Source organism: Lactobacillus sp. UMNPBX6, assembly GCF_002553975.1.
Classification (GTDB): Bacteria; Bacillota; Bacilli; order Lactobacillales; family Lactobacillaceae; genus Lactobacillus; species Lactobacillus gallinarum.
Genome location: NZ_PCZD01000033.1, coordinates 1 through 21,103, shown reverse-complemented (window position 1 = coordinate 21,103; position 21,103 = coordinate 1). Strand labels below are relative to the sequence as shown.

28 protein-coding genes and 2 pseudogenes are annotated in these 21,103 nt (G+C 35.2%); 11 read left to right on the top strand and 19 right to left on the bottom strand.

Going from position 1 to position 21,103, the window contains the following annotated elements:
- Positions 1-75: 75 nt before the first annotated feature.
- A pseudogene (locus CP357_RS06620) lies at positions 76-510 on the bottom strand (alpha-glucosidase C-terminal domain-containing protein); the annotation flags it as partial.
- Positions 511-640: 130 nt separating this feature from the next.
- Here CP357_RS06620 and CP357_RS06615 point away from each other — a divergent pair.
- Positions 641-910 carry a hypothetical protein gene (locus tag CP357_RS06615; RefSeq protein ID WP_025006189.1) on the top strand — a complete coding sequence of 90 codons (270 nt, stop codon included), beginning with the start codon at positions 641-643 and terminating at the stop codon, positions 908-910.
- 51 nt (positions 911-961) lie between these two features.
- On the opposite strand, the gene CP357_RS06610 is transcribed toward CP357_RS06615, so the two are convergent.
- From CP357_RS06610 to CP357_RS06600, 3 genes are read right to left on the bottom strand one after another with little or no spacing between them, the layout of a single operon-like run.
- Positions 962-3,466: an excinuclease ABC subunit UvrA gene (locus CP357_RS06610; RefSeq protein WP_098036870.1), complete on the bottom strand. Its 2,505-nt coding sequence runs from the start codon at positions 3,464-3,466 to the stop codon at positions 962-964.
- A 28-nt stretch (positions 3,467-3,494) separates the two neighbouring features.
- A complete protein-coding gene (locus CP357_RS06605; protein ID WP_098036869.1) occupies positions 3,495-3,968 on the bottom strand; it encodes a pyridoxamine 5'-phosphate oxidase family protein in 474 nt (157 codons plus the stop codon).
- 6 nt (positions 3,969-3,974) lie between these two features.
- Positions 3,975-4,727 carry a MerR family transcriptional regulator gene (locus tag CP357_RS06600; RefSeq protein WP_255404981.1) on the bottom strand — a complete coding sequence of 251 codons (753 nt, stop codon included), beginning with the start codon at positions 4,725-4,727 and terminating at the stop codon, positions 3,975-3,977.
- A gap of 116 nt (positions 4,728-4,843) precedes the next feature.
- On the opposite strand from CP357_RS06600, the gene CP357_RS06595 reads away from it, so the two are divergent.
- Positions 4,844-5,152 carry an EVE domain-containing protein gene (locus CP357_RS06595; protein ID WP_233187225.1) on the top strand — a complete coding sequence of 103 codons (309 nt, stop codon included), beginning with the start codon at positions 4,844-4,846 and terminating at the stop codon, positions 5,150-5,152.
- A 108-nt stretch (positions 5,153-5,260) separates the two neighbouring features.
- Here the strand turns inward: CP357_RS06595 and CP357_RS06590 are convergent, their stop codons facing one another.
- From CP357_RS06590 to CP357_RS06570, 5 genes are read right to left on the bottom strand one after another with little or no spacing between them, the layout of a single operon-like run.
- Positions 5,261-6,121, bottom strand: coding sequence for an SDR family oxidoreductase (locus tag CP357_RS06590; RefSeq protein WP_098036867.1), 861 nt, complete (start codon positions 6,119-6,121; stop codon positions 5,261-5,263).
- Positions 6,121-6,765, bottom strand: a complete 645-nt coding sequence (locus CP357_RS06585; RefSeq protein ID WP_098036866.1) for an ABC transporter permease — start codon at positions 6,763-6,765, stop codon at positions 6,121-6,123. The genes CP357_RS06590 and CP357_RS06585 overlap by 1 nt, the downstream gene beginning before the upstream one ends.
- The gene (locus CP357_RS06580; protein ID WP_098036865.1) at positions 6,762-7,529 is read right to left on the bottom strand and encodes an ABC transporter ATP-binding protein; all 768 of its coding nucleotides are present in this window, start codon (positions 7,527-7,529) and stop codon (positions 6,762-6,764) included. The genes CP357_RS06585 and CP357_RS06580 overlap by 4 nt, the downstream gene beginning before the upstream one ends.
- A complete protein-coding gene (locus CP357_RS06575; protein ID WP_098036864.1) occupies positions 7,510-8,154 on the bottom strand; it encodes an ABC transporter permease in 645 nt (214 codons plus the stop codon). The genes CP357_RS06580 and CP357_RS06575 overlap by 20 nt, the downstream gene beginning before the upstream one ends.
- A 53-nt stretch (positions 8,155-8,207) precedes the next feature.
- The gene (locus CP357_RS06570) at positions 8,208-9,119 is read right to left on the bottom strand and encodes a glycine betaine ABC transporter substrate-binding protein (RefSeq protein WP_098036863.1); all 912 of its coding nucleotides are present in this window, start codon (positions 9,117-9,119) and stop codon (positions 8,208-8,210) included.
- Between the two features lie 146 nt (positions 9,120-9,265).
- Here CP357_RS06570 and CP357_RS06565 point away from each other — a divergent pair, with 146 nt between their 5' ends.
- The 4 genes from CP357_RS06565 to CP357_RS06540 all read left to right on the top strand — a co-directional run bounded on the left by CP357_RS06565 (position 9,266) and on the right by CP357_RS06540 (position 12,201).
- The gene (locus tag CP357_RS06565; protein ID WP_087712523.1) at positions 9,266-10,123 is read left to right on the top strand and encodes an IS982 family transposase; all 858 of its coding nucleotides are present in this window, start codon (positions 9,266-9,268) and stop codon (positions 10,121-10,123) included.
- A gap of 115 nt (positions 10,124-10,238) precedes the next feature.
- Positions 10,239-10,676 (top strand): Rrf2 family transcriptional regulator, encoded by a 438-nt coding sequence (locus tag CP357_RS06560; protein ID WP_098036862.1) that lies wholly within the window; start codon positions 10,239-10,241, stop codon positions 10,674-10,676.
- 154 nt (positions 10,677-10,830) lie between these two features.
- The gene (locus CP357_RS06550) at positions 10,831-11,202 is read left to right on the top strand and encodes a biotin transporter BioY (RefSeq protein ID WP_233187227.1); all 372 of its coding nucleotides are present in this window, start codon (positions 10,831-10,833) and stop codon (positions 11,200-11,202) included.
- Between the two features lie 645 nt (positions 11,203-11,847).
- Positions 11,848-12,201: a toxin-antitoxin system HicB family antitoxin gene (locus CP357_RS06540; RefSeq protein WP_233187224.1), complete on the top strand. Its 354-nt coding sequence runs from the start codon at positions 11,848-11,850 to the stop codon at positions 12,199-12,201.
- A 53-nt stretch (positions 12,202-12,254) separates the two neighbouring features.
- Here the strand turns inward: CP357_RS06540 and CP357_RS06535 are convergent, their stop codons facing one another.
- From CP357_RS06535 to CP357_RS06480, 10 genes and pseudogenes are all read right to left on the bottom strand, one after another.
- A complete protein-coding gene (locus tag CP357_RS06535; RefSeq protein WP_025006192.1) occupies positions 12,255-12,533 on the bottom strand; it encodes a hypothetical protein in 279 nt (92 codons plus the stop codon).
- A gap of 130 nt (positions 12,534-12,663) precedes the next feature.
- Positions 12,664-12,966, bottom strand: coding sequence for a DUF5067 domain-containing protein (locus CP357_RS06530; protein WP_233187223.1), 303 nt, complete (start codon positions 12,964-12,966; stop codon positions 12,664-12,666).
- Positions 12,967-13,241: 275 nt separating this feature from the next.
- Positions 13,242-13,601, bottom strand: a complete 360-nt coding sequence (locus CP357_RS06525) for a DUF6176 family protein (protein ID WP_098036859.1) — start codon at positions 13,599-13,601, stop codon at positions 13,242-13,244.
- 217 nt (positions 13,602-13,818) lie between these two features.
- A complete protein-coding gene (locus tag CP357_RS06515; RefSeq protein WP_013641896.1) occupies positions 13,819-14,640 on the bottom strand; it encodes a phosphotransferase in 822 nt (273 codons plus the stop codon).
- Positions 14,641-14,661: 21 nt separating this feature from the next.
- On the bottom strand, positions 14,662-14,943 hold the full coding sequence (locus CP357_RS06510) for a hypothetical protein (protein ID WP_087176694.1): 282 nt from the start codon (positions 14,941-14,943) through the stop codon (positions 14,662-14,664).
- A gap of 10 nt (positions 14,944-14,953) precedes the next feature.
- Positions 14,954-15,715, bottom strand: coding sequence for a nucleoside phosphorylase (locus tag CP357_RS06505; protein ID WP_087236163.1), 762 nt, complete (start codon positions 15,713-15,715; stop codon positions 14,954-14,956).
- Positions 15,716-15,781: 66 nt separating this feature from the next.
- Complete coding sequence (locus CP357_RS06500; RefSeq protein ID WP_087176696.1) at positions 15,782-16,405, bottom strand: NUDIX hydrolase; 624 nt, start codon at positions 16,403-16,405, stop codon at positions 15,782-15,784.
- 2 nt (positions 16,406-16,407) lie between these two features.
- Positions 16,408-17,169 (bottom strand): nucleoside phosphorylase, encoded by a 762-nt coding sequence (locus CP357_RS06495; protein ID WP_098036858.1) that lies wholly within the window; start codon positions 17,167-17,169, stop codon positions 16,408-16,410.
- A gap of 15 nt (positions 17,170-17,184) precedes the next feature.
- Positions 17,185-17,604 carry a cytidine deaminase gene (locus CP357_RS06490; protein ID WP_098036857.1) on the bottom strand — a complete coding sequence of 140 codons (420 nt, stop codon included), beginning with the start codon at positions 17,602-17,604 and terminating at the stop codon, positions 17,185-17,187.
- 264 nt (positions 17,605-17,868) lie between these two features.
- A pseudogene (locus CP357_RS06480) lies at positions 17,869-18,391 on the bottom strand (N-acetyltransferase family protein).
- 89 nt (positions 18,392-18,480) lie between these two features.
- Here CP357_RS06480 and CP357_RS06475 point away from each other — a divergent pair.
- The 5 genes from CP357_RS06475 to CP357_RS10545 all read left to right on the top strand — a co-directional run bounded on the left by CP357_RS06475 (position 18,481) and on the right by CP357_RS10545 (position 20,817).
- Positions 18,481-18,918 carry a hypothetical protein gene (locus tag CP357_RS06475; protein WP_098036856.1) on the top strand — a complete coding sequence of 146 codons (438 nt, stop codon included), beginning with the start codon at positions 18,481-18,483 and terminating at the stop codon, positions 18,916-18,918.
- A gap of 56 nt (positions 18,919-18,974) precedes the next feature.
- The gene (locus CP357_RS06470) at positions 18,975-19,685 is read left to right on the top strand and encodes a GNAT family acetyltransferase (RefSeq protein WP_098036855.1); all 711 of its coding nucleotides are present in this window, start codon (positions 18,975-18,977) and stop codon (positions 19,683-19,685) included.
- A gap of 88 nt (positions 19,686-19,773) precedes the next feature.
- On the top strand, positions 19,774-19,995 hold the full coding sequence (locus CP357_RS10555) for a hypothetical protein (protein WP_223903052.1): 222 nt from the start codon (positions 19,774-19,776) through the stop codon (positions 19,993-19,995).
- Between the two features lie 99 nt (positions 19,996-20,094).
- Positions 20,095-20,418 carry a hypothetical protein gene (locus CP357_RS10550; protein ID WP_233187222.1) on the top strand — a complete coding sequence of 108 codons (324 nt, stop codon included), beginning with the start codon at positions 20,095-20,097 and terminating at the stop codon, positions 20,416-20,418.
- 210 nt (positions 20,419-20,628) lie between these two features.
- Positions 20,629-20,817: a hypothetical protein gene (locus CP357_RS10545; protein WP_233187221.1), complete on the top strand. Its 189-nt coding sequence runs from the start codon at positions 20,629-20,631 to the stop codon at positions 20,815-20,817.
- Positions 20,818-21,103: the final 286 nt, after the last annotated feature.

Here is a 21,103-nt window from a genome sequence, read left to right as displayed (position 1 = left end):
TCCAGATGGACTTTTTATTTTTCTAAAGTGTTCAATTTGATTTTACAATCGGCGAATTCTTTTTTATTATCTTATCTAAATCACAACTGCTAAAGCCTCATACGGCTTTAAGATGATCTCTTGTTTAAATTGGTTACTGTTATGTTCATAATTGCTAATTAAAACTTGATAGTTCTTATTAACATATTCTTTAGGTAATTTAGCCTGACATTCCTTGCCATAGAAGTTAGTAAAGACTACTAATTTTTTATCACTATTATCTAAGAAGCGTTCATATGCAAAAACTTGTGGATGATCCTTCAAGAACATCTTAATATGCCCATAAGAAATTAACTTTTCATTCTTACGCAACTTAATTAGTTTTTGATAATAGTCAAAAATTTCGCCACTTGCTAGTTCTTTCTCTACATTAACTTGATTTTGATCAGTTGGCATCAGCCATGGCTTTACATCACTAAAGCCAGCATATTGACTATCATCCCAATGCATTAGCACACGTGAATTATCTCTTCATACACAAAAACGAGTCTGCAAAGGACACGTTTTTAATTTTCCATTCAAATTCTTTCCAATAATCAGCTATTTACTATACAGACAATTTCTTTGCTACAATAATAAAGATCCATGAGGAGTGATTTTTATGTTATATCCATACGCTGAATTCCCAGGCGAATTATCAATTACGTATTCTCAAATAATTCCCGATCCATCCCAAAAAGACGGTATTAAAATTTATGTACATTTTGAAAAACCAACCGATTATGGCTTCAAGGAAGCCCGCTACACTCTTCCTGACTATAAGGAAGTTTATAATTATAACTTTACTTATTCAGAAACAAAGAACAACATAGAAATCCTTAAAAGAAATGCACCATTAATTATGGAATGTGCTAAAGAAGAAAAACAGTAAACCCATTCTCTCTACACAAAAGCGAGTCCCAAAAAAGACTCGTTTTTTTATCTATTCAAATTGTTTCCAATAATCAGCTAAATACTGTGTAGTCAAACTGTCAGGATTCTTAACCAATTCTCGCGGCATCCCTTCAGCCACGATTCTACCACCAGCTTTACCGCCGCGTGGTCCAAGATCCAAAATATAATCACTGTTTACAATCAAATTCAAATCATGTGTGATCGTGATAATGGTTGCACCTTGATCAAGCAATTTTTGCATCACGGTTACCAAAACCTTCACATCTAAGGGATGCAAACCGATCGTTGGTTCATCGAAGACAAATAAAGTATCATCTTGCTTATGACTCAAGTGAGTTACTAGCTTCAACCTCTGGGCTTCACCACCAGATAAGGTTGGTGTACTTTCACCTAAATGCAGGTAATCCAACCCTACTTCTTTGAGTAACTTTAATTCACGTTCGATCTTTGGTACCTTTTTAAACACAGGCAAGGCTTCATTAATATCCAAATTAAGCATATCAACAATCGACATCTCATGCCACTTAACTTGCTGAATTCTCGGATTGTAACGTTCACCATGACAAGTTGGACATGTCTGCTGCATATCTGGTAAAAATTGAATATCTAATGTAACAATTCCAGTTCCACCACAAGTAGGACATGCACCTTCTTTATTGTTATAGGAGAAGTAACTTGGCGTGTAATGCTTTTCTTTTGCTAACGGCTGACGAGCAAAAAGCTTACGCAAATTATCCATGATTGAAGTATAAGTAGCAACCGTTGAACGGGTACTCTTGCCAATCGGTGTCGCATCAACACTAACTACATTATGGACAGGTGAAACGAATTTCTTAATTTGTTTCGGTAACTTTTCACCCTTAGCTTGTGCCTCAATAGCCGGAACTAAAGAATCTAAAATCAAACTGGTCTTACCCGCTCCAGAAAAGCCAGTTACTGCAGTAATTTGATTAATCGGAATTCCTGCTTTAATATCATGCAAGTTGAAATAATGCTCCACTTCAAATTTGATTTGATCAGGGTTAATCTTATCAGTCGTTTTTCTTGCCATTAAATCAGCTGTTCCATTTAAGTATGGAGCAATCAAAGACTTTTTATTGTTTTCAAGTTCTTGCGGTGTCCCTTGAGCTAAAATTTGCCCACCCTGGTCACCAGATCCTGGTCCGATTTCGATAATCTCATCGGCTGCCTTAATAATGTCGACATTGTGATCAACTACGACCAATGAATTGCCTTGTGCAACAAGTTTACGTAAAACTTTAATCAAACCATCGACATTAGCCGGATGAAGACCGATAGAAGGTTCGTCTAATACATAAAGAACACCGGTGGTTTCTGTTCTCAGAGTCCGAGCCAATTGGATTCTCTGTAACTCACCAGTTGAAAGCGTATTTCCGGCACGTGCCATGGCTAAGTAGTCCAACCCTAAATCAAGTAGCGGCTGCAAATTATTGATGAATTCTTTAATCAATGAAGAAGCCATCTGATGCATTTCTTCTGGTAACTTAGCTAAAACTTCCTTACTCCAAGCTGGCAAGTCACCCAATTGCATATGTTCGACTTCATCAATATTTTTACCATTAACCAACTGCTTAAGTAGTTCAGGACGAAGTCTAGTACCATGACAGACTGGACAAGTTGAATAAGTAAAGAATTCCGCAATTCTTTTTTGTGCTCGTTCACTCTTGCTACTCTTTGCTGAACGCAGGACTGCCTGGTGTGCATTTTCATAAAGAGCATTGAAGTCGTGAAAAACTCGACCAGTACCGGATAAGAAGTCCATCTTGTATTTCTTTTCTGGACCGTTCAAGACAAAGTCTTTTTCTTTTTTAGTTAAATCCTTAAATGGAACATTAATGCGCACTCCTGCATGCTGGGCAACGCTTGGCATAAAATTACGTCCTGGCAATGACCACGAAGCAACCGCGCCGTCTTCGATGGACAGATTTTCATCAGCAATCAACTTATTTTCATCAAGTTGACGCACCTTCCCTGTACCGCCGCATTCAGTACATGCTCCATCTGAATTGAAGGCGAACTCTTCTGCACTTGGAACATAAAACTTAACACCACAGGTTTGGCAGGTAATCCGTCCCATTTCTTCGCCAGGCTTGGACATTGCTTCGGCAATTGCTAGACTCGGTGCGACTCTATGACCGTTGGGACAAACAGGCGAACCAAGCCGTGAAAAAATCAAACGCAAAACATTAAAGGTCTCAGTTGTTGTACCAACGGTTGCTCTTTCATTTGGAACGCTGGGGCGCTGACGTAAAGCCAGCGCTGAAGGGATATGCTTAACTGAAGTTACATCAGCCTGCGCACCTTGCTTGATTCTTCGCCGCATATATGTAGAAAGCGCATCAAGATAACGACGCGATCCTTCTTCATAAAGAATTCCCATGGCTAGGGATGACTTTCCAGAACCAGATAAGCCTGAAATAGCGACGAATTTATGGAGTGGAATATTGACATCAATATTCTTTAAGTTGTGAACTTTTGCTCCTCTAACTTCAATTTGACTTGGTAATGCCATATTGTTCCTTTCTATTTAATAATGTTTTTTAAAAATTAAAATGCTTCTGAAAAACCGGTTTTTGCCTTAAATCGTAAACTGAACCATCAATCGGCGTAATCGCAAAGGGACGCAATGTACTTCTACTTGATCTTGAATCAGCCGAAGCAATCTCGACCATTTCAGGATGTGCTTGATAGATTTGATCCATGTATGAATCATTAACTTCCTCTACTTTACCATTGACAGTTACAGCTACTGAATTCATTGTTTCTGTTCCTTTTAAGCCAGTAATTGAAATAAAGGGATGCTTTTTTAATCTATTATAGAATGCACCATTTACAATAGTCGAAAAGATTAAACGATTTTGTTTATCAACTAATTCAATATCAGCCGCATTACTGCGAGGATGCCCTTGATCATCGACTGTTGCAAAAATGACGGTCTGAAAACTATCGACAATTATTCGCAAAAATTCTTCTTTAGTCAATTTATCATCTAATGCGGGTACTTCTTTTCTCATTCTCTGTTATCCTTTCACAATATACGCTAAAATGCTGTCTTTGGTTAAACCTAAGCGTTCAATATTAATGCCAATATTAAATTGCCATAGATCATCACCTAATTGTAAATTATTAGTCTCGGCATACTTTCTAATTTCAGTAAGTCCCTTTTCCATACCATCTTCTGTATTTTTAACTTTGACTACTATATATTCTCCATCATTTTGTGTAAGAATGGGAATTTTAACTTCATCATCATAAACTTTTTCCTTAATAATTCTGAAACCGGAATCCGCATATTGGTTAGCACGAGCTTGCGGCAAATCAGTTAAAAAGCCAGACAACATCTTGTTGGTCATTAATCCAGCACCAACTTCTCGATAAAATTCACTATATGCACGAGCAATTTCTTCTTCAAAACAATCTGCTTTAAAATCTGAACACCAGAATTCTCTTTTTGGTAAAAAGCATTTCTTAGCAACATAAAAATCAGTATTTCTTAACTGTGTATTATCTGACTCCTTTTGTCGCAAAATAGCTAGTATTTGCTGGAGATTTTGAATTCGTTGTTCAATTTTCTGTCTTAATGGGATTAGCTTTTTATTCAAAGCATCAGAACTGTCGTCACTAAGATAATCTTTAATTTCTTCTACAGATAATCCCAAATCACGCAACCCCAAAATAAAGCCGATTTGATAAAGTTGCTCGTAACTATAATGGCGATAACCATTTTCTGCAACTTTAGCCGGTTTAAAAATATCTTTTTGACCATAAAAGATTAAGGTACGGCGAGTCGTTTGAGCTATTTTAGCAAATTCAGACTGGTAAATTTGTTGATGAAATAAGAAACGAATACGTTGCGATACTAAAAGATATTCGTGATCAGTGTTTTACTTTGACTAGTATTTATCCCCAAGGGATGCAACATTATTGGTTAATTCCAGCTAATCCCAAGTATTACGATATTATGAATGCTTTTAACAAAACTGATACGATTATTTGGAAGCAAAGTACTAAAATCCAAGTTGGAGATATCGTCTTTATCTATGTTGGTGCTCCAGTTTCTGCTATTATTTTTGCATGTCGAGTGTTAGAAATTAACATTCCTTATCAATACACAAGCAAAAATCTTAGTATGACTCATGTAATTAGAATTCAAAAGTTAAAACAATATCCCGAGAATCAATTCAATTTCAAGAATTAAAAAAAGTACGGCGTTAAAGCCATTCGCGGACCTCGGCATGTGCCAGAAGAATTGCTTAAAACTTTAACGACTATATAAAAAACAACTGCATGTGATTGCAGCTGTTTTTTATTTCATATATTTTCTTTGTAAAAAATGCTCCATCGTTTCCGGTTCATGCCCAGTAATATGAGCAAAATCATCACTTAATCCGTGAAGCATCCCTTTAGCACCACCTGCATACATCGAAGCAAGTTCATTGCCATCGCCTTCACTAGCATAAATTCGACCAAATTCTTCTACACTAACTGGTTGATAACCTATCTTTTTCCCAGTAACTTTAGTCATTATTTCTCCCAATTCCGGCATGGTATAAGAACGTGCTTGCGTCAATAAATAGGTCTTCTTACTATGCAAAATGTCCTCATTCAAAGCCATCTTTGCGATTGCCTCAGCTGAATCCTCAATAGTAATGAAACTCACGCTTTCTTTGCCAACTGGGTAAATCAAGGCATGACGCTCAATTAATTCAGGCAAATATGGTACCAATGGATCTGCATAAAGGGCATTTTTAGCAATTGCGTAATTTAACCCTGAACCTGCTAAGCGTCTCGGTAAATAACCATAGAATGGTGACATTACAAATGGATTGTCTCTTTGATCAGCAATAAAACTCATCGCTACAATATTTTTAACATTGTCCTCTTTCATTGCCGCTAAGACATTTTCTAATTCATGCACACGATCAAAAACAGAATAAGTTTTGCTGGCAATATAGATCAAAATATCAATACCATTAAATGCCTTAACTAAACTTGCTTCATTTTGAAAATCAATTTCGCGGATATTAATATTTTGTTCAATCAGTTTTCCGGCATGTTTTTTAGTATGAACTAAAGCAACAATATTTTCTTTATCCGTTAAAAGCGATAATTTTTCTACAACTTTACTTCCAAGATGCCCTGTTGCACCTGTAACAGCTATTTTCATCAATTAATTCCCTTCTCAGCATCTCGCCAGTCAGAAATCATAATATTTTCAACTAACTTAAGAATGATAATTCCACCAATTGTTAAAACCACTGTCAAAATAGTGCCCCATAAGATTGGCACTACTCGTCCCGTTTGCAATCCTTCAAAAAGCAAATCTCCTAATCCACCTGCACTAATTGTTGAAGCAATTGTAGCAATAGCCATAGTTGAAGCTAAAGCAATTTGAATCCCAGAAAAAATAGCCGGTAAGGCTAATGGAAGTTGAACTTTGACAAAGATTTGTTTGCTTGTCATTCCCAAGCCCTTAGCAACTTCAACATAATCTGTATCAACGTTCTGAATGCCAGTAATAAATGTTCTAAGTAAAACATATTCGCTATAAAAAACTAAAACAATAATTGCACTTTTTTTACCTAAACCTGTAAGTGGGATTAAAAGAGCAAAAAATGCATAGCTGGGTACCGAATACAATAAGGAAAAAACATAGATTAAAACATTTAACCAGTCCCTCTTTTTCAAAAATACTCCGATCAATACAAGTGCAATAACGAGAGCAATTAACAATGAAGTTAAAACCATTTGTACATGTTCAATCATTAAATTAATCATGCGGGATGAATTTGCTTGCCAATATTGAATCATTTAAACTCCTCCCATAAAGCTTGATTTTCTCGAACGGTACCAATCAGTTCTCTCACATAAGAACTAGCTGGATGATTCACGATTTCACTTGGAGTCGCAAATTGTTCAATTCGTCCCTGATTCATCACCATTACTCGATTTCCTAAGAATAAAGCTTCGTTAATATCGTGAGTAACAAAGAAGAAGGTTTTATCTTGCAATCGTTCATGAATACTTTTTAATTCCTTTTGTAAATTTTGTCTGGTAATAGCATCAAGTGCGGAAAAAGGTTCATCAAACAGCATGATTGGTGGATTGGTTGAAAGTGCACGTGCCACACCTACTCTCTGCCGTTGACCACCAGAAAGTTGTGCAGGATAGCGATTACTATATTCTTCATCATTTAAGCCAACTAAATTTAATAAATCTACTATTCTTTGATCGATTTTTTTTTGTGACCAGCCCAATAATTTGGGTGTGACGGCAATATTTTGTGCAATTGTCATATGCGGAAAAAGGCCAATTGATTGAACTACGTATCCAATATGACGGCGAACTTCAACTATATTGCAGTTCTTTAAATTTTGATCATTTACAATAACATCACCACTTGTAGGCTTTTCCAAACCATTGATCATTTTTAAGGTAGTAGTTTTGCCTGAACCAGATGATCCTAGTACTGTGATGAACTCACCCTCATTAATTGAAAAGGAAAGATCAGGAATAATTGTATTTTTGCCATACTTTTTAACTACATGTTTAAACTTAATAATTTCCTTGGTCATTTTCTCTCACCTTTCCAATAATCGAGTCAAAAACAACCATCGCCAATAATGATAAAAGTGCTACACTGACGCCGCCAATAACAACATATTGCATCTTGTATAATCCTAGCCCTGTCATAATTAATTGTCCCAAACCACCAGCACCAATATATGTTGCTAAACTTGCACTGGCAATCACTTCAACTAAAGCTAACTTAATTCCGTTCAAAATATATGGTAGAGCTAGCGGCAAAGAAATCTGCTTTAATAAATCCATGTCAGTCATCCCTAAAGATAAGCCTACTTCTTCCAAATCTTTCGGCACTTCGTTAAAACCTAAAATTGTATTGACTACAAGTGGTGGCAGAGCCAAGACTACCAATGCAATTAACGCCGGAGCAACCCCAGTTCCTATAAAAGGAATTAAGCTAAAAAGCAAAGCTAGACTAGGAATAATCCGAAGAATTTGGGCAAAACTTTCACAAAAAGCAGCAATCACTTTATTTTTTGATCCTAAATACCCTAGAGGAAAAGCGATAATGGCAGCTATTAATAATGAAGTAAAACCCAAAAATAAATGTTGCCCCACTTCTTGAAAATATTCACCAGAATTAGTTTGAAAATATTGGATAATCTGATTGAGCATGATAATCCTTTCTTCTTGTTAAAAAAGATTCAGTTCTCACTAAACCTTTTTTCTTAATAATTATTTTTAAGCCATTCTCTGGCAACAGCTTGATAAGACTTGCCATCAACATCAACTTTCTTATTTAATAAAGTCAATTCCTTAGTAGTAAGCTTAGCATCGATTTTATTCAAAATCCTCTTGATTCCAGGATTATCTTTCAAAGTCTTTTCACGAACTAAAGGCACTAAATTATATGCTGGCCAGAAGTTTTTATCATCCTTCAACGCAAAGAAATCTTTAGTAGCAAGCTGGCCTTCTGTAGTTGAAGCAGGAGTAATATCGCCATCACCACGTGCTAAAACCTTATATTTTAAGCTAGGATCATAAATCTTTTCACTCTTAAAGTTAAACTTGCCGTAGGTCTTTTCAAGACCAGGGATCCCATCTTCACGCTTGTCGAATTCACCTTGGGATGCCAAACGAATCTTATCAGCCTTCTTTTGTAAATCAGATATAGTCTTGATGCCATATTTTTTGGCAACAGAAGTTCTAATTGCGATACCTTGAGCATCTGAACCTGGAGCATAGTTCAAAGTAGTTAGATTCTCTTTAGCTACACCCTCTTTAACAATTGCAGCAATTTGGTCTGGAGTTTTACCAATGATGTGCTTTTTTAAATAAGTCATTGCAATAGTACCGGTGTATTCAGGATAAAGGTCAACTTGTCCTGACTTAATTGCTTGATAAACAACTGAACTTGAAATATTAGGCTTAGTTTTAACATTGTAACCAGCCTTTTTCAGCACATCTGCATAAATCTGCATTACAATCTTGCTTTCAGTGAAGTTTTTAGATCCGATTGTTATAGGTGATTTGCTTTGAACTGTATCATTCTTCTGACCTTTAGGCCAAACAACTGCTACGATAATTGCTAAGATAATAACAATCAGTATTGCTAGTGACCATTTCTTTTTCTTATTCATATTCCCCTTCATTTGTAAATTTTAAAATCACATTTTATTTGTTTATATACGCGTGGTGCTAGTTAAGTCGTTTTAGTTAATAAAAAAGTCCAATCGGATTAGACTCAAGTTGTAACTTAAATTAAATAGAAAAGAGTCTGATCTAATTGAACTACCTCAAGCTTGATCGTTTTTCTCACCATTTACAAGTTAGCTTTGCTCGTCTAAATGTAATTTGTCGTTCCTTGTACAAGTTTTGTGCTCCTGATGAATTGAAGCACCGTAAAAATGTTGATCAGGTTAAAATTTCTGACAGCTCTATCTTAGCGATGCTTATTTGGCAAACTGAAATTGGTATCGAATCTCAAAGAAGATTTTGTAAATTCTTTGTCGGTTTGTCTCATTCTCGCTTTAATCGTCGGGCACGAATGCTTATGCCTTTAATGCGCTGTATCCGTCAAGATTGGAATCAAGAAGTAAAAACAGCTGGAGAATTCTTAATCATTGACAGCTTCCCAGTTCCAGTTTGTCAGCCCATCCGCAACTATCGCGTCAAGATCTTTCGTGGCATAGCTGATATCGGCTATAAAGCCACTAAAAAAATCTATTATTACGGCTTCAAGGTTCACGCGCTAGTAAGTGATGACGGCTATGTGCTTGACTACGCAGTCACTAGAGCATCAGTGCATGATGCCAAAGAAACAGTAGAATTGATGATTAATGCTCATCCAATTAACCATTATCTTTTGGGCGATGAAGGCTACTTAGGAAAAGATTTAGCTACCGAGTTAAAAGGTATGGGCTATGTGCTTTGGACACCATATCGAAGAAACATGGAAGGCGCTAAAAAGCATAACGATCATCAACTGATGGCAATTAGAAGAACAATTGAAAGCGATTTTTCTTTGCTCAGTTACTATAACGCTGAAAATAACCGAGCAAGGAGCTTAGCTGGTTTTCAGCAGCGGCTAGAAATAGCCATTTTAGCTTATAATATGGCATATTGCCTAGAACGATTTAACTAGCACCACGCGTGTTTATATATAAAAATATAGTGCTATAATTTGTATATGTCAACTGTTTAATAATTAAGATTTGAATCTACTTGTAATTTACAAAATTACATCAGAAAAGAATAAAATGCGTATTTCTACTAAATTCAGTGATGCAATTCATATTCTCAGTTTCATTTATATCTATAAAAATAAGATTCAGCTTTCTAGTGATAACATCGCTCGCAGTGTCGAGATTTCACCAGTAATGGTGCGTAAATTAATGAGTCAACTAAAAAAAGCTGGGTTACTAGAAACGACTCATGGCTCTGCCAATCCGCAATTAGCGCGACCAACAGAAGATATTTCTCTCTTAGATATCTTTTTAGCTGTTGAAGATAATCATCATTTATTTACGATTGATTATGAAACAAATCCTCAATGCATAGTCGGTGGTAACATTCAAACCGCTTTAGAAAAATATTACAACGAAGCTGAAATTGCGGCTAAAGCAAAATTGGATCAAACTAAATTAGCCGACGTGATCAATACCATTTTGATCAATGAAAAAGAGAAAAGGCATTAATCTAAGACAACCACATGTTTACCGCTAAATTGTCCAGATTCCAGATTGCTTTGTGCTTCTCCTACCTTATCTAAGCCGTGGTACACTTTAGCAATTGGCAATACCAGTTTTTTCTCTATCTGAAGGTCTTCTCATTATTAGTTATTATTTACTTATGGGATTAGTCGGCTTACCCGTCTTCGCAAATTTTACGGGTGGCATAACTATCTTCCTAAGCCCATTCGGCGGGTATTTAATCGGATTCTTTTTCTACATCATAATTACCAAATCAATCTTACGCTTTCCTTCAACTAGTATCTATTCATTAACGTTCGCCAACCCGGCCGGTGCGGCCATTCAGCTCCTAGTAGGAACTATCTGGATCATGTTCTATTCCAATGTATCTCTAATAAAAGCAACAATGATCGGCTTCGTTCCTTTTATTATTCCCGGATTGGTCAAACTATATTTAGTAGTAATTATCAGTCGCCGTTTGTTGAATTTGTCATTGTTAAAAAGGTATAACTCCCATGCTCAATCAAAATAAAATGGATCCTTTATCGAAACTTGATAGAGGATCCATTTTTTAATTTTTTATAAAGATTAAATTCTTCCAAAAAAATTTGATCATTTTTTGCGAATTAAATAATGATGGGCAAAAAAAGAAGCACATACCGCTTTCCGTATGTGCCGCTCTTCAAAGAGTCTTTGCAATGGTTGTGAGCCTTTTTTTGACTAGCATATCGCCAAGGCAGTGGGCAACCTGATCAAGTAATTGATCCTTAATTTTACTGCTATTCTGAAGCTAATTATAACATATCAGATTTAAACGATGAAGTTACAGGAACAGCTTATTATTTGTAAATATTATCAATTTTTATAGAATAATAGTATTAAATATGATACTACTATTCTAATTAATTTAGGATGTGATTATCATAAATAAAATTCAAAAACTAGAGGCAAAATTTCGAGAGAAGCCAATAAGAAAAGACTTAACATTTGCTGAAGCTAAAAAGTTACTAGAATATTACCATTACACTCTCCATAATGAAAATGGTAGATCACATTATACAATTGAACGAAAAGTTAAAAAATATCCAACCACCATTGCAAACCATGGAATATTGAAGAGATATAATATTAAGGATATTCTAGCAATGATTGACCAAATCAAGGGGGATAATTAATCATGAAAAAGGATTTAAAGTATTACATGAATTTAAACTACCCAACTGAATTTCAAAAGATTGTTGAACAAGATGGTGAATCATATTACCGTGTCACTATTCCTAAATTACCAGGATTAATCGCATATGGTGATAATGTTAATGAAGGAGTTGAAGAATTAGAAGAAGCCAAAAAAGCTTGGTTTTCTTCTTGTCTTCGAAGAAATGTAAAAATTCCAGAACCCGTACATAAAAAGTATTCTGGAAAGTTATTAGTTAGGATGCCCAAATCCCTGCATGAACATCTAGTCGAAGAAGCAGATGAAGAAAATGTATCTCTTAACTCATATATTGTTAGTAAACTTGCTCAAAGTTAATACAATCAAAAAATAAAGGTTGATCAAATTCATCAAGAGTTGATCAACCTTTTTTATCTAAACAACAAATACCAAATTGCATTAAAAGCCATACCGCCTAATGCCCACAGAACACAGGTCTTCGCGCGGAATTTATTGCGCTTAGCAATTGCGAAATAAATAGCCATGATAAAACCAATGAATGGAAACAAAAATGCCCAAAAAGCATCCCAATTTCCACCTTGATTTTGCGGTTTAGATTCCGGATAACGGCGATTGCGATATTTATCAAAGTAATAAACAATAAACCCAGCTCCGATTAGAGCTACTAAAATGATTAAACCTTCACGCATGATATTCTCTCCTATTTGTTCTGACCGTTACATCCAAAATAAAGGAAATTCCGATTTTTTGCAAATATTAGACAATGAGGAATCAAAGAAAAAAGCATTTATCGCGACAATCGATAAATGCTTTTTTAATTTATTTTACTTTAAAGTAGCGACGAGCAGTAATTTGATTATAGCCTTTTTGAAATTCTACTTTGACCTTACTGCGGTTTTCTAAGGTGAATATAATTACGCCATTTTTAATAGTCTTATGTGGTTTCAAATTATGTTCCATCTTACCTAAGCCCTTAATCAATGAGGATGAATTAGTCGCACCAGTAGTTAATTCCTGCCATTTTCCATGAACTTTTTGATAAGCGTTAACGCCAGAATGGTTCATCAACATGTCACTCTTAACTGTCCTTTTACCATGGTTAGTAACATTTACCCAAAGCACTAAGATTTTCTTACTTGCTTCTTCTTAATGTGAAAAGTGAGTGAACCACTTTTGACGGTCTTCGAAGCCGCCTGCACAGTCTGAGGTTGAGAAACGACTGGAGCAACGGTCCCTACCGAAGCGGTAAGGCTAATGCAGCGGCACCGAATTTGATAATTTTTTCATAATAAACCTCCGTTATGTTTTTAAAAATTCTATCCACGTTTCATCATATCAAAGACTTACATTATACGGCAAGTGCGTGTTCTGAGCATTCTGTTTATTTTCTGGAGATGTTATTTATCATTTTTGATAATTTTCATCACTTTTGGTGCAATTAAACTTTGTTCTAAAACTAAATCAACTGGCTTATAGTCAGGATCAATACATTCATCCCAATATTCAAGGTGCTTTTTGTCGATATAACTCTCGGACTCTTCGACCGCACTACCATTTTCACCCTGTACTGAATACCAATAAAAGTATGTATAACCATCTTCATTTTCATCTTTAAAAACAGTTTCGACATACATCTTTTCACCGGACATCGTGGCTACGGTATCTTCATGATGGTTATTCAAAAAATCCATCCATTCTTGAGCTTCCGCTTCTTTACCTTTTTTGATACGAAAACGTGTTAATTCGACTTGTGTCATTTTATTATCCTTCTATCTTTTTACCATTGATATATTTTCGCTTGGCATTAATCGCCATCTTCTTAACAACATCTTCACCTAAGTCACTACCCAGCATTTCAGAAATTCCTAAGAGAAAAATCGCTACATCAGTAAAGCAAAAAGTTGATTTTTCTTATTTTCTAGAACTACTTTTTGTAATTTCTACGTATCAATTTTCTGAAATTATCAACCTATCTTAAAGCCCATCCCTCAATGTCTCAAGCATTTTCTCACCAATCTGTTTAAACGGAAGATCCTCAATTTTTTCAGTATAATTAAAAATTCCGATCGCAGTTGTAAATATCAAATATTGTTTTGTTAAATCTGATAACTCATAATCTGAATTTTTATTCGAATATCCTCTTAAAAAAGCAGCAATCAAATCCAAATTCAATTTAAAGTCTTGATAAAACAACTTTATAAAATCTTGGTAAACAGGACCAAGTCTAGCCTTTTCAAAATCAATCAATACCAGCTTATCATTTACGTATTTATAATTTCTGATTCCAACATCCCCATGTAAAACAAATTTAGATTTAGTTAAAAGTTCATCTTGTATTTCTTTTTTATGATGCTCGAATTTTTTAGCTTCTGTTAATAATTGTCGCTTATAAGTGGAAGCATTAAAAGTATTAATTTCTGTTAAATAACCATCAAACTGATCTTTTACAATTTTAATTTTAGAAAATGGTTTTATTCTAGTATGAAAATCGCCTAAAACTTGCCCCATTTTAAAAGCTATGTCTGAAGTAATATTTTCATCTATGTCCTTAGGGCTAGTATCTTTTAGCACCAAGATATATTTTTGATCTAATGAAAGGGCAGCTAAAACACGATCATTTAGTTGCTCTGTTACCTTTTTTTCAGTGTACCAACCTTGTTTTTTGGCAAATTGCTTTACAAAGACTTTCTGTTGAAATAAATTACTATAACCAATAAATGTTCTATTGAGAGACTTATGAGAAATTGGTTTTAATTCGCCTTGCAAGTAGTTATTCAACTTTTTCTCAATTGTCATCTTATCCTTCTATCTTTTTAATTAAATATATTGCGTCGATCTTTCCTGAAAACTCTCGTCAAAATCAATCACGGTAATTTGATAATCTGTAATTTTATTGGGATCTTCTTCATATCCGTAACCGACATTAAATTGTGCAGCCATTTGACCAAGTAAATTCAAAATATCTATAAAATCTTCAAATTTGTACATATAAATCGTGTAACCATTTTGACACTCTTCAATTTTGCCATGATAGTTTGAATTAAGAGATATTGAAAGCTTATACCATTTCAAAAATCTCTTTTTCTTCTCAGCATTCATTATTTATCACTTAAATCCTACTTATAATCTCCGACCCGATATTCAAACCTGCACCATATGAACTTCTGCCCCAACCGCGACGATCATAATTATCCATATCTGCCAAAGTGTCCCCAGTAAATAAAATCTGCGCAAATTCAATACTTCTAAATTGTGCACATGCTGCTAATGCTGCACATTCCATCTCGACTGTGGCTGCTCCTAATTCTTTAAAATACGTAACTTTCTTTGAGGTTTCTCTAAAAAAGCCATCTGTAGTCCAAGTGACTATTTCATCATAGTTATATCCTAAATCTTTTATTTTAGTCTCAATTTCTGATAGAAAATTTGATTGCAAATCTACAAACTGGCCCGGTTCTTTATAATGAAAAGACATCCCCTCATCACGAATCGCTTTAACAGGAATAAACATTGCATTTTCAGGCAACCTCTTCAATGCTCCAGCATTACCAAACGCCAAAACTTTTCTAACACCATAGGCAATTAACCAATCTAGTAGCTTAACAGCAGCAGGTGCTCCCAATGGAGCTTGACATAAGGTGAATTTTTGATTATTAATTTCCACCTCATAAACTTGAGGTCTAAAAGAAATAGTTTTAAATTTACCTAGAACTTTATGAGGATGTTGTTCCAAAAAAGAATTAACCTCATCCTCTGGAACAAAAGCATATAGAAGTCTCGAGTGGAATTTATAAGGTAATTTCTCAAAAGTTGGCTCAAGCACTGCATGTTGGTCATTATCAAAATCTAAAATAAAAGGTTTCTCACTCATCTCTATCCCTCCAAATTATAACTACCATTTTAACTACGCGGAATAACTCTTCTCCGTTTTTTATGACTAATCACACTCAACTTGAAAACCAGGATCTTTATATGCCTTAAAACAAGCCTCAATTTCATCAAGCGAATTTCTATCTGTACTCAAATTTTCTGGTAATTGATCATAAGCAAAATACTTACGAGTAGTTGTCTCAATATTTTTCTTGAATTCACCACCGAGTGGTTTACAAAGAAAGAAAACGTGAACGACATTGTATGGGTAAATGGCTTCACTATGCTTATTTTGATCATAGATTCCGATAACTCTTTCAACTTCAATATCGAGTCCAGACTCTTCTTTGGCTTCCTTAATACAGTTTTCTTTAACAGACATATTAACTTCACACCAACCACCTGGAAGAGACCAGCTACCATCATTTTCTTGAACTAGAAGAATTTTATTATCCTTAAAAATGGCGGCTCGTGTCCCAAGCTTGGGAGTTTGATAACCAATTTCATTACAAAACAGATCTTTAACTTTCTGTATTGGCAAGTCAGATTTATACGCCATTATCTCCGCAGAAATATCGCGAATTTCTTGATAGCGTTCTAAATCAAAGTTATCTGTTCCGTAAGTTAGCCCAGCCTGTGCCAAGCTTTGCAATCTTTTCGCCCACTCAATTAATAAATCTTTATCTTCCATAGTTACACCCTACTTAAAATCTGTGAACAAATCTTCAATCCAGCACTGTGAGAATCGCTACCCCAATCACGTTCATCATAATTTTCAATATCTGCAAGCGTATCCGCAGTAAACAAAATTTGCGCAAAATCGACATTTCTAAATTGGGCACAGGCCGCCATTCCGGCGCACTCCATTTCAACTGTCGCAGCACCTAGTTCTCGAAATTGTTTAACTTTATCAGGAGTTTCTCTAAAGAAACCATCAGTCGTCCAAGTAGTTATTTCATCGCAGTCTAATTTCATGTCTGTAATTATTTTTTCGATCTCATTAAGGTAATCAGACTTCATATCAATGAATTGTCCTGGCTTTTGGTAGTAAAAAGAAGTCCCTTCTCCTCTAATAGCCCTGACTGGTAAAAACATCTCATTCTCTGGTAAATCGATTAATGCCCCCGCATTGCCAAAAGCTAATACTTGTTTTACTCCATACGCAATTAGCCAATCTAATAATTGAGTTGCAGCCGGAGCTCCCAGTGGTGCCTGACATAGTGTTAATTTTTCATTATTTATTTCAATTTCATAGATATCTGGTTGAAAAGAAACAGAATCAAAGCTACCTAAAATTTTATGCGGCACTTGTTTTAAGAAGCTATCGATATCTTCCTTTGGTACAAATGCATACACTAATTTTTCATGAAATTTAAAAGGTAATTTATCGTGATTAGGCTCAAGAACTGCATGCTCGTTACTGTCAAATTCTAAAATAAAAGGTTTCTCATTCATCTTTATTCCTCCAAATCATAACCACCATTCTGGGGTTAACTCACCTAATGTCATTACTTTATTGCTCTCATAGTCCATCATCACTTCAACATTTTGATAATCTTTTTCCATCATCTGAACCATGAATTCGCGGCAGGCACCACATGGCGCACCATTTTTACCATCAGGCATAAGCGCCAATACACGTGAGATTTTAGTTTCACCATTAGTAATCATATTAAAAAGCGCATTTCTTTCAGCGCATACGCCTAAAGTACAGGCTGTGTCAACACACACTCCGGTATAAATCTTTCCCGATTCTGACAATACTGCAGCGGCCACACCACCGGCTTCCATATGATCGGATATTTCATGGAAGCCCTGTACTTTTTTGGCTGCTTGAAACATCTTCTGCCAAGTAGAGTCAGGAGCTAATCTATTTTTAACGTCTTTCATTCTCTTCTCCTTTAGTAAAAAATGCTTTAACCATTACATAAATTGCAATCCAAATAACTAAACTTAGTAGCCAGAACCAGGAATTATTGGTTATCGTCAACGAGACTCCATTATTTACCATCAAGTTCATTTTTATACCAAAAATTAGCTCAATAGTATGTAATCGCACGTGCGTCCACAATGAAAAAACAAAGTACAGCATAATGCAAGTGCACCAAATTCCTACTGCTTTAAAAATATTTTTTACAATTGTATTCATCTTAATTATTCCAATTCCATCGTGTCCTCAGAAAAAACGATTGGAAATTCATCAGACCATTTCTCAGTCCTTGTTTCGGTTACCTTAAAGCCAAATTTCTGATACAAATTCTTGGCGCGTTCATTATCAGCAAACACGGCTAATCTTACTGGTCGCGGCAGCTTCGCCAGAGCGGTCTTCATCAATGCGGAACCAATGCCTTTTCCCTGCATCCCTGGCAAAACATACAAGAAATCTAAACGGCGTCGTCCAAGACCGACAAATCCAACTACTTGCTCATCTTTTTCAGCAATGTAAATATCACAGGATAAAAAATACTTGCTCATCTTTTTCAGCAATGTAAATATCACAGGATAAAAAATACTTGAGATATGGTGCATCTTTTAACGAGATAAAAACTTGTTCCATCCCTTCTGCTTCAAGTTCCTGCATTCGTCCTTCATCCATGACTTTAGCAAGTTCATCAAAGTCTTCTGCTTTATATTTTCTAATCATGACTTCTGTCAAAACCAAATGCACCTCTTTCATTAATTTATTATAAGAAATAGATTGTTTTTTTAATTCTATCATATATAATTTTAAGCAATATACTAAATTGTTGAAATGAGGAAATCGAAATGAGAAAAACAACTAAGTTTATTCAGCTACTTCTGATAGTTTTAACTTTACTAGTTGGTTCATTTTGTGCTGCGACAGCGTGGATGGCCTTCAATAATGGTGATCAAAAAGTTATGTTTGTCGCACTAATTTTTGCTCTAATTTGCTTTATCGGCACTATTGCTTATTTAAAAGCATTGCTAAAACCATCAAAAGATGAGCCAGAATCTGCTGAAGATCATCAAGTAAAAGTTGTCGCAGCATATCAAACTTTTTCAATCTTAGATTATGTGACTATTGGAGCAAGTATTATTTCAATGATTATATCTACCTACTTGAAAAACACTAACTCTGCCAATTCACAAATCGCATTAACTATCTCTTTAACGCTTTTTGCAGTTTGGCTACTGGGCAATATAATCAACATCATTTGTTTACTTAGAACTTCGGAGAAATAAAGAAAAGCTGCAACAGTGGCTTTTTTTACTTTTATACATTTATGGTGGATGCGAAAATGAAACTTAGAAAAATTAATCCTCAAACATATGAACTATTTGAAAACAATCAATCTTTAGGTACCATTTCTACTTACCGCAATCCTTTTCATGACTCTTGTATATACTTGAAGTTTAACTTAATTAAAATTCCAACCACTTCACCATTTCTAGAAATTAGGAAGCAAGAACAAAAGCCACTACAAGTTATGATTGAATCTAGCCACACTAAACTCGTAGATTTTATGCTAAAAAATGGTTTCAAATGTAAAAGATATTGCTTTGAGGCTGAAGTTAGTGCTACTGACTTAAAGCATCCCTTAAGAACCAATTTTAAAGTTGTGCCTTTTATCGCTACTGATCCTATTTATTCAAAATGTTGCGATTTTCTCTATAAATATTACAAAACTACTCATGAATTAGTCTCACCTCTTACCGCTAGTAAGAATGAATTCATTACTGAAGTCCCAACAAGATCTGGATATTATAGTTTGGATAAACAGGGGCGACTCAACAATGTTGCTTTTACAGAAAATAATGAAATTGCTTATCTATGCTCAGTTGATCCTACAAGTTGTTCATCCTTTATAGATAATTTGTTAATTAAAATCTTCAAAAAATATTCCACTACATTTTTTGAAGCCGACGATACCGATTGGGCGGCTAGTGAATTACTTGATAAATTTAATTATAAAAAGAATGAAAGTTTCAATACTTACATTTACGAGTAAGAGCTTTACTTTTTTTAACTTTTTCTTAATATAATAAAAATTATGGCATACTAACCGCAATACATATATCTAATTGGAGTTGTTGTGAATGTTAGAAAAGAAAATTTACCTATTATCTCGAGCCACCATGCTTTTATCCAATTCTCTCTTTGGCATGATCATCATCTGGTGGCTGCAAACCCAAACCGGCAAATCATCTTTAGTCGGCTTGACTAACGCGATTTTCTCAATTACCGCTGCCTTATCAATTTTTACGGTCCAATTATTGATAAGCATTCCTTCAAGAGAACCAGTCAAACATCCCTATTAGTTCAAACTATCTTGCTATTTCTTTTAGCGGCAGTAATGTTCTGGCTGAGTCATGACATAGTACTAACGATTTTAATTTCAGCTTTTCTTTCCATATGTGATGAATTCTTTAGCCCCCGCGGATCGTGCGATCCTTAAGGAAAGTGTTCCGTCTAAAAAGGATTTAAACAACTTAATTTCAAAGTTGAGCATGATTGATCAAGTCGTGAACATCGCTGGTACTGCTCTTTCAGGTGTTTTATTGAGTCTTTTAATCACTGGCCAATCGATGCTGGTTTGTAGCTGCTTAAGTCTGATTAGTATCTTCTTCCTGTACATTGCGTTAAGAAAAATTCCATCGACTAAACCTCAAGCAAACGATACTGATGATAAAACTAATAACTATCGCGCAAAAGTGTTCAGCGGCTTAAAGTATATTCGCTAAAATAGGTTTCTTAAATACTACTTTTGGTCATGTATCTGCTATTCCTTAGTTTCACCAGCGTTAATTATTCTCTTACCTAAACTAGCCGATAAGCTTGGCTCTACTGGACTTTATAGTACACTCTATCTTTGCTTTGTCGGTGGCTTTCTCTTAGGAGCACTCATCTCGGGCAAGCTAACTCCTACAGTTAAAACGATCTCCTACACTTGGATGCTTAGTACCATTCCTTTATTAATGATGATCTTCTTCCTGTCTAATTGGCTTGCATTAAGTGTGCTCATCGCCTTGTTTGGTTTTCTAACTAGTTTTCAAAATATTCTGTCAGAATCAATGATTCAGATTACTACGGAAGATGCATATTTAGGACGTGTGCTAACCACGATTCGCACTAGTACTTAAATTGGTGGTCCAATCAGCTCCGTAGTTGCTGGAATCATGCTCGATCATTCAGGCGATCAGATTTTAATTATTCTTTGCGCAGTATTCGTCCTCATTGGTGGAATCAACATGCTATTTGCAAAAGAAGCGGCAAACTAAGCCGCTTTTATTTTGTTCAAAGATATTTTATAATCGCCGATTGTAAAATCAAGTTGAACACTTTATAAAAATAAAAGTCCATCTGGACCTGTTTGATAGAATGTTAATATCCACAAAAACATCTATTGGAGGTCACAAATGGACTCTT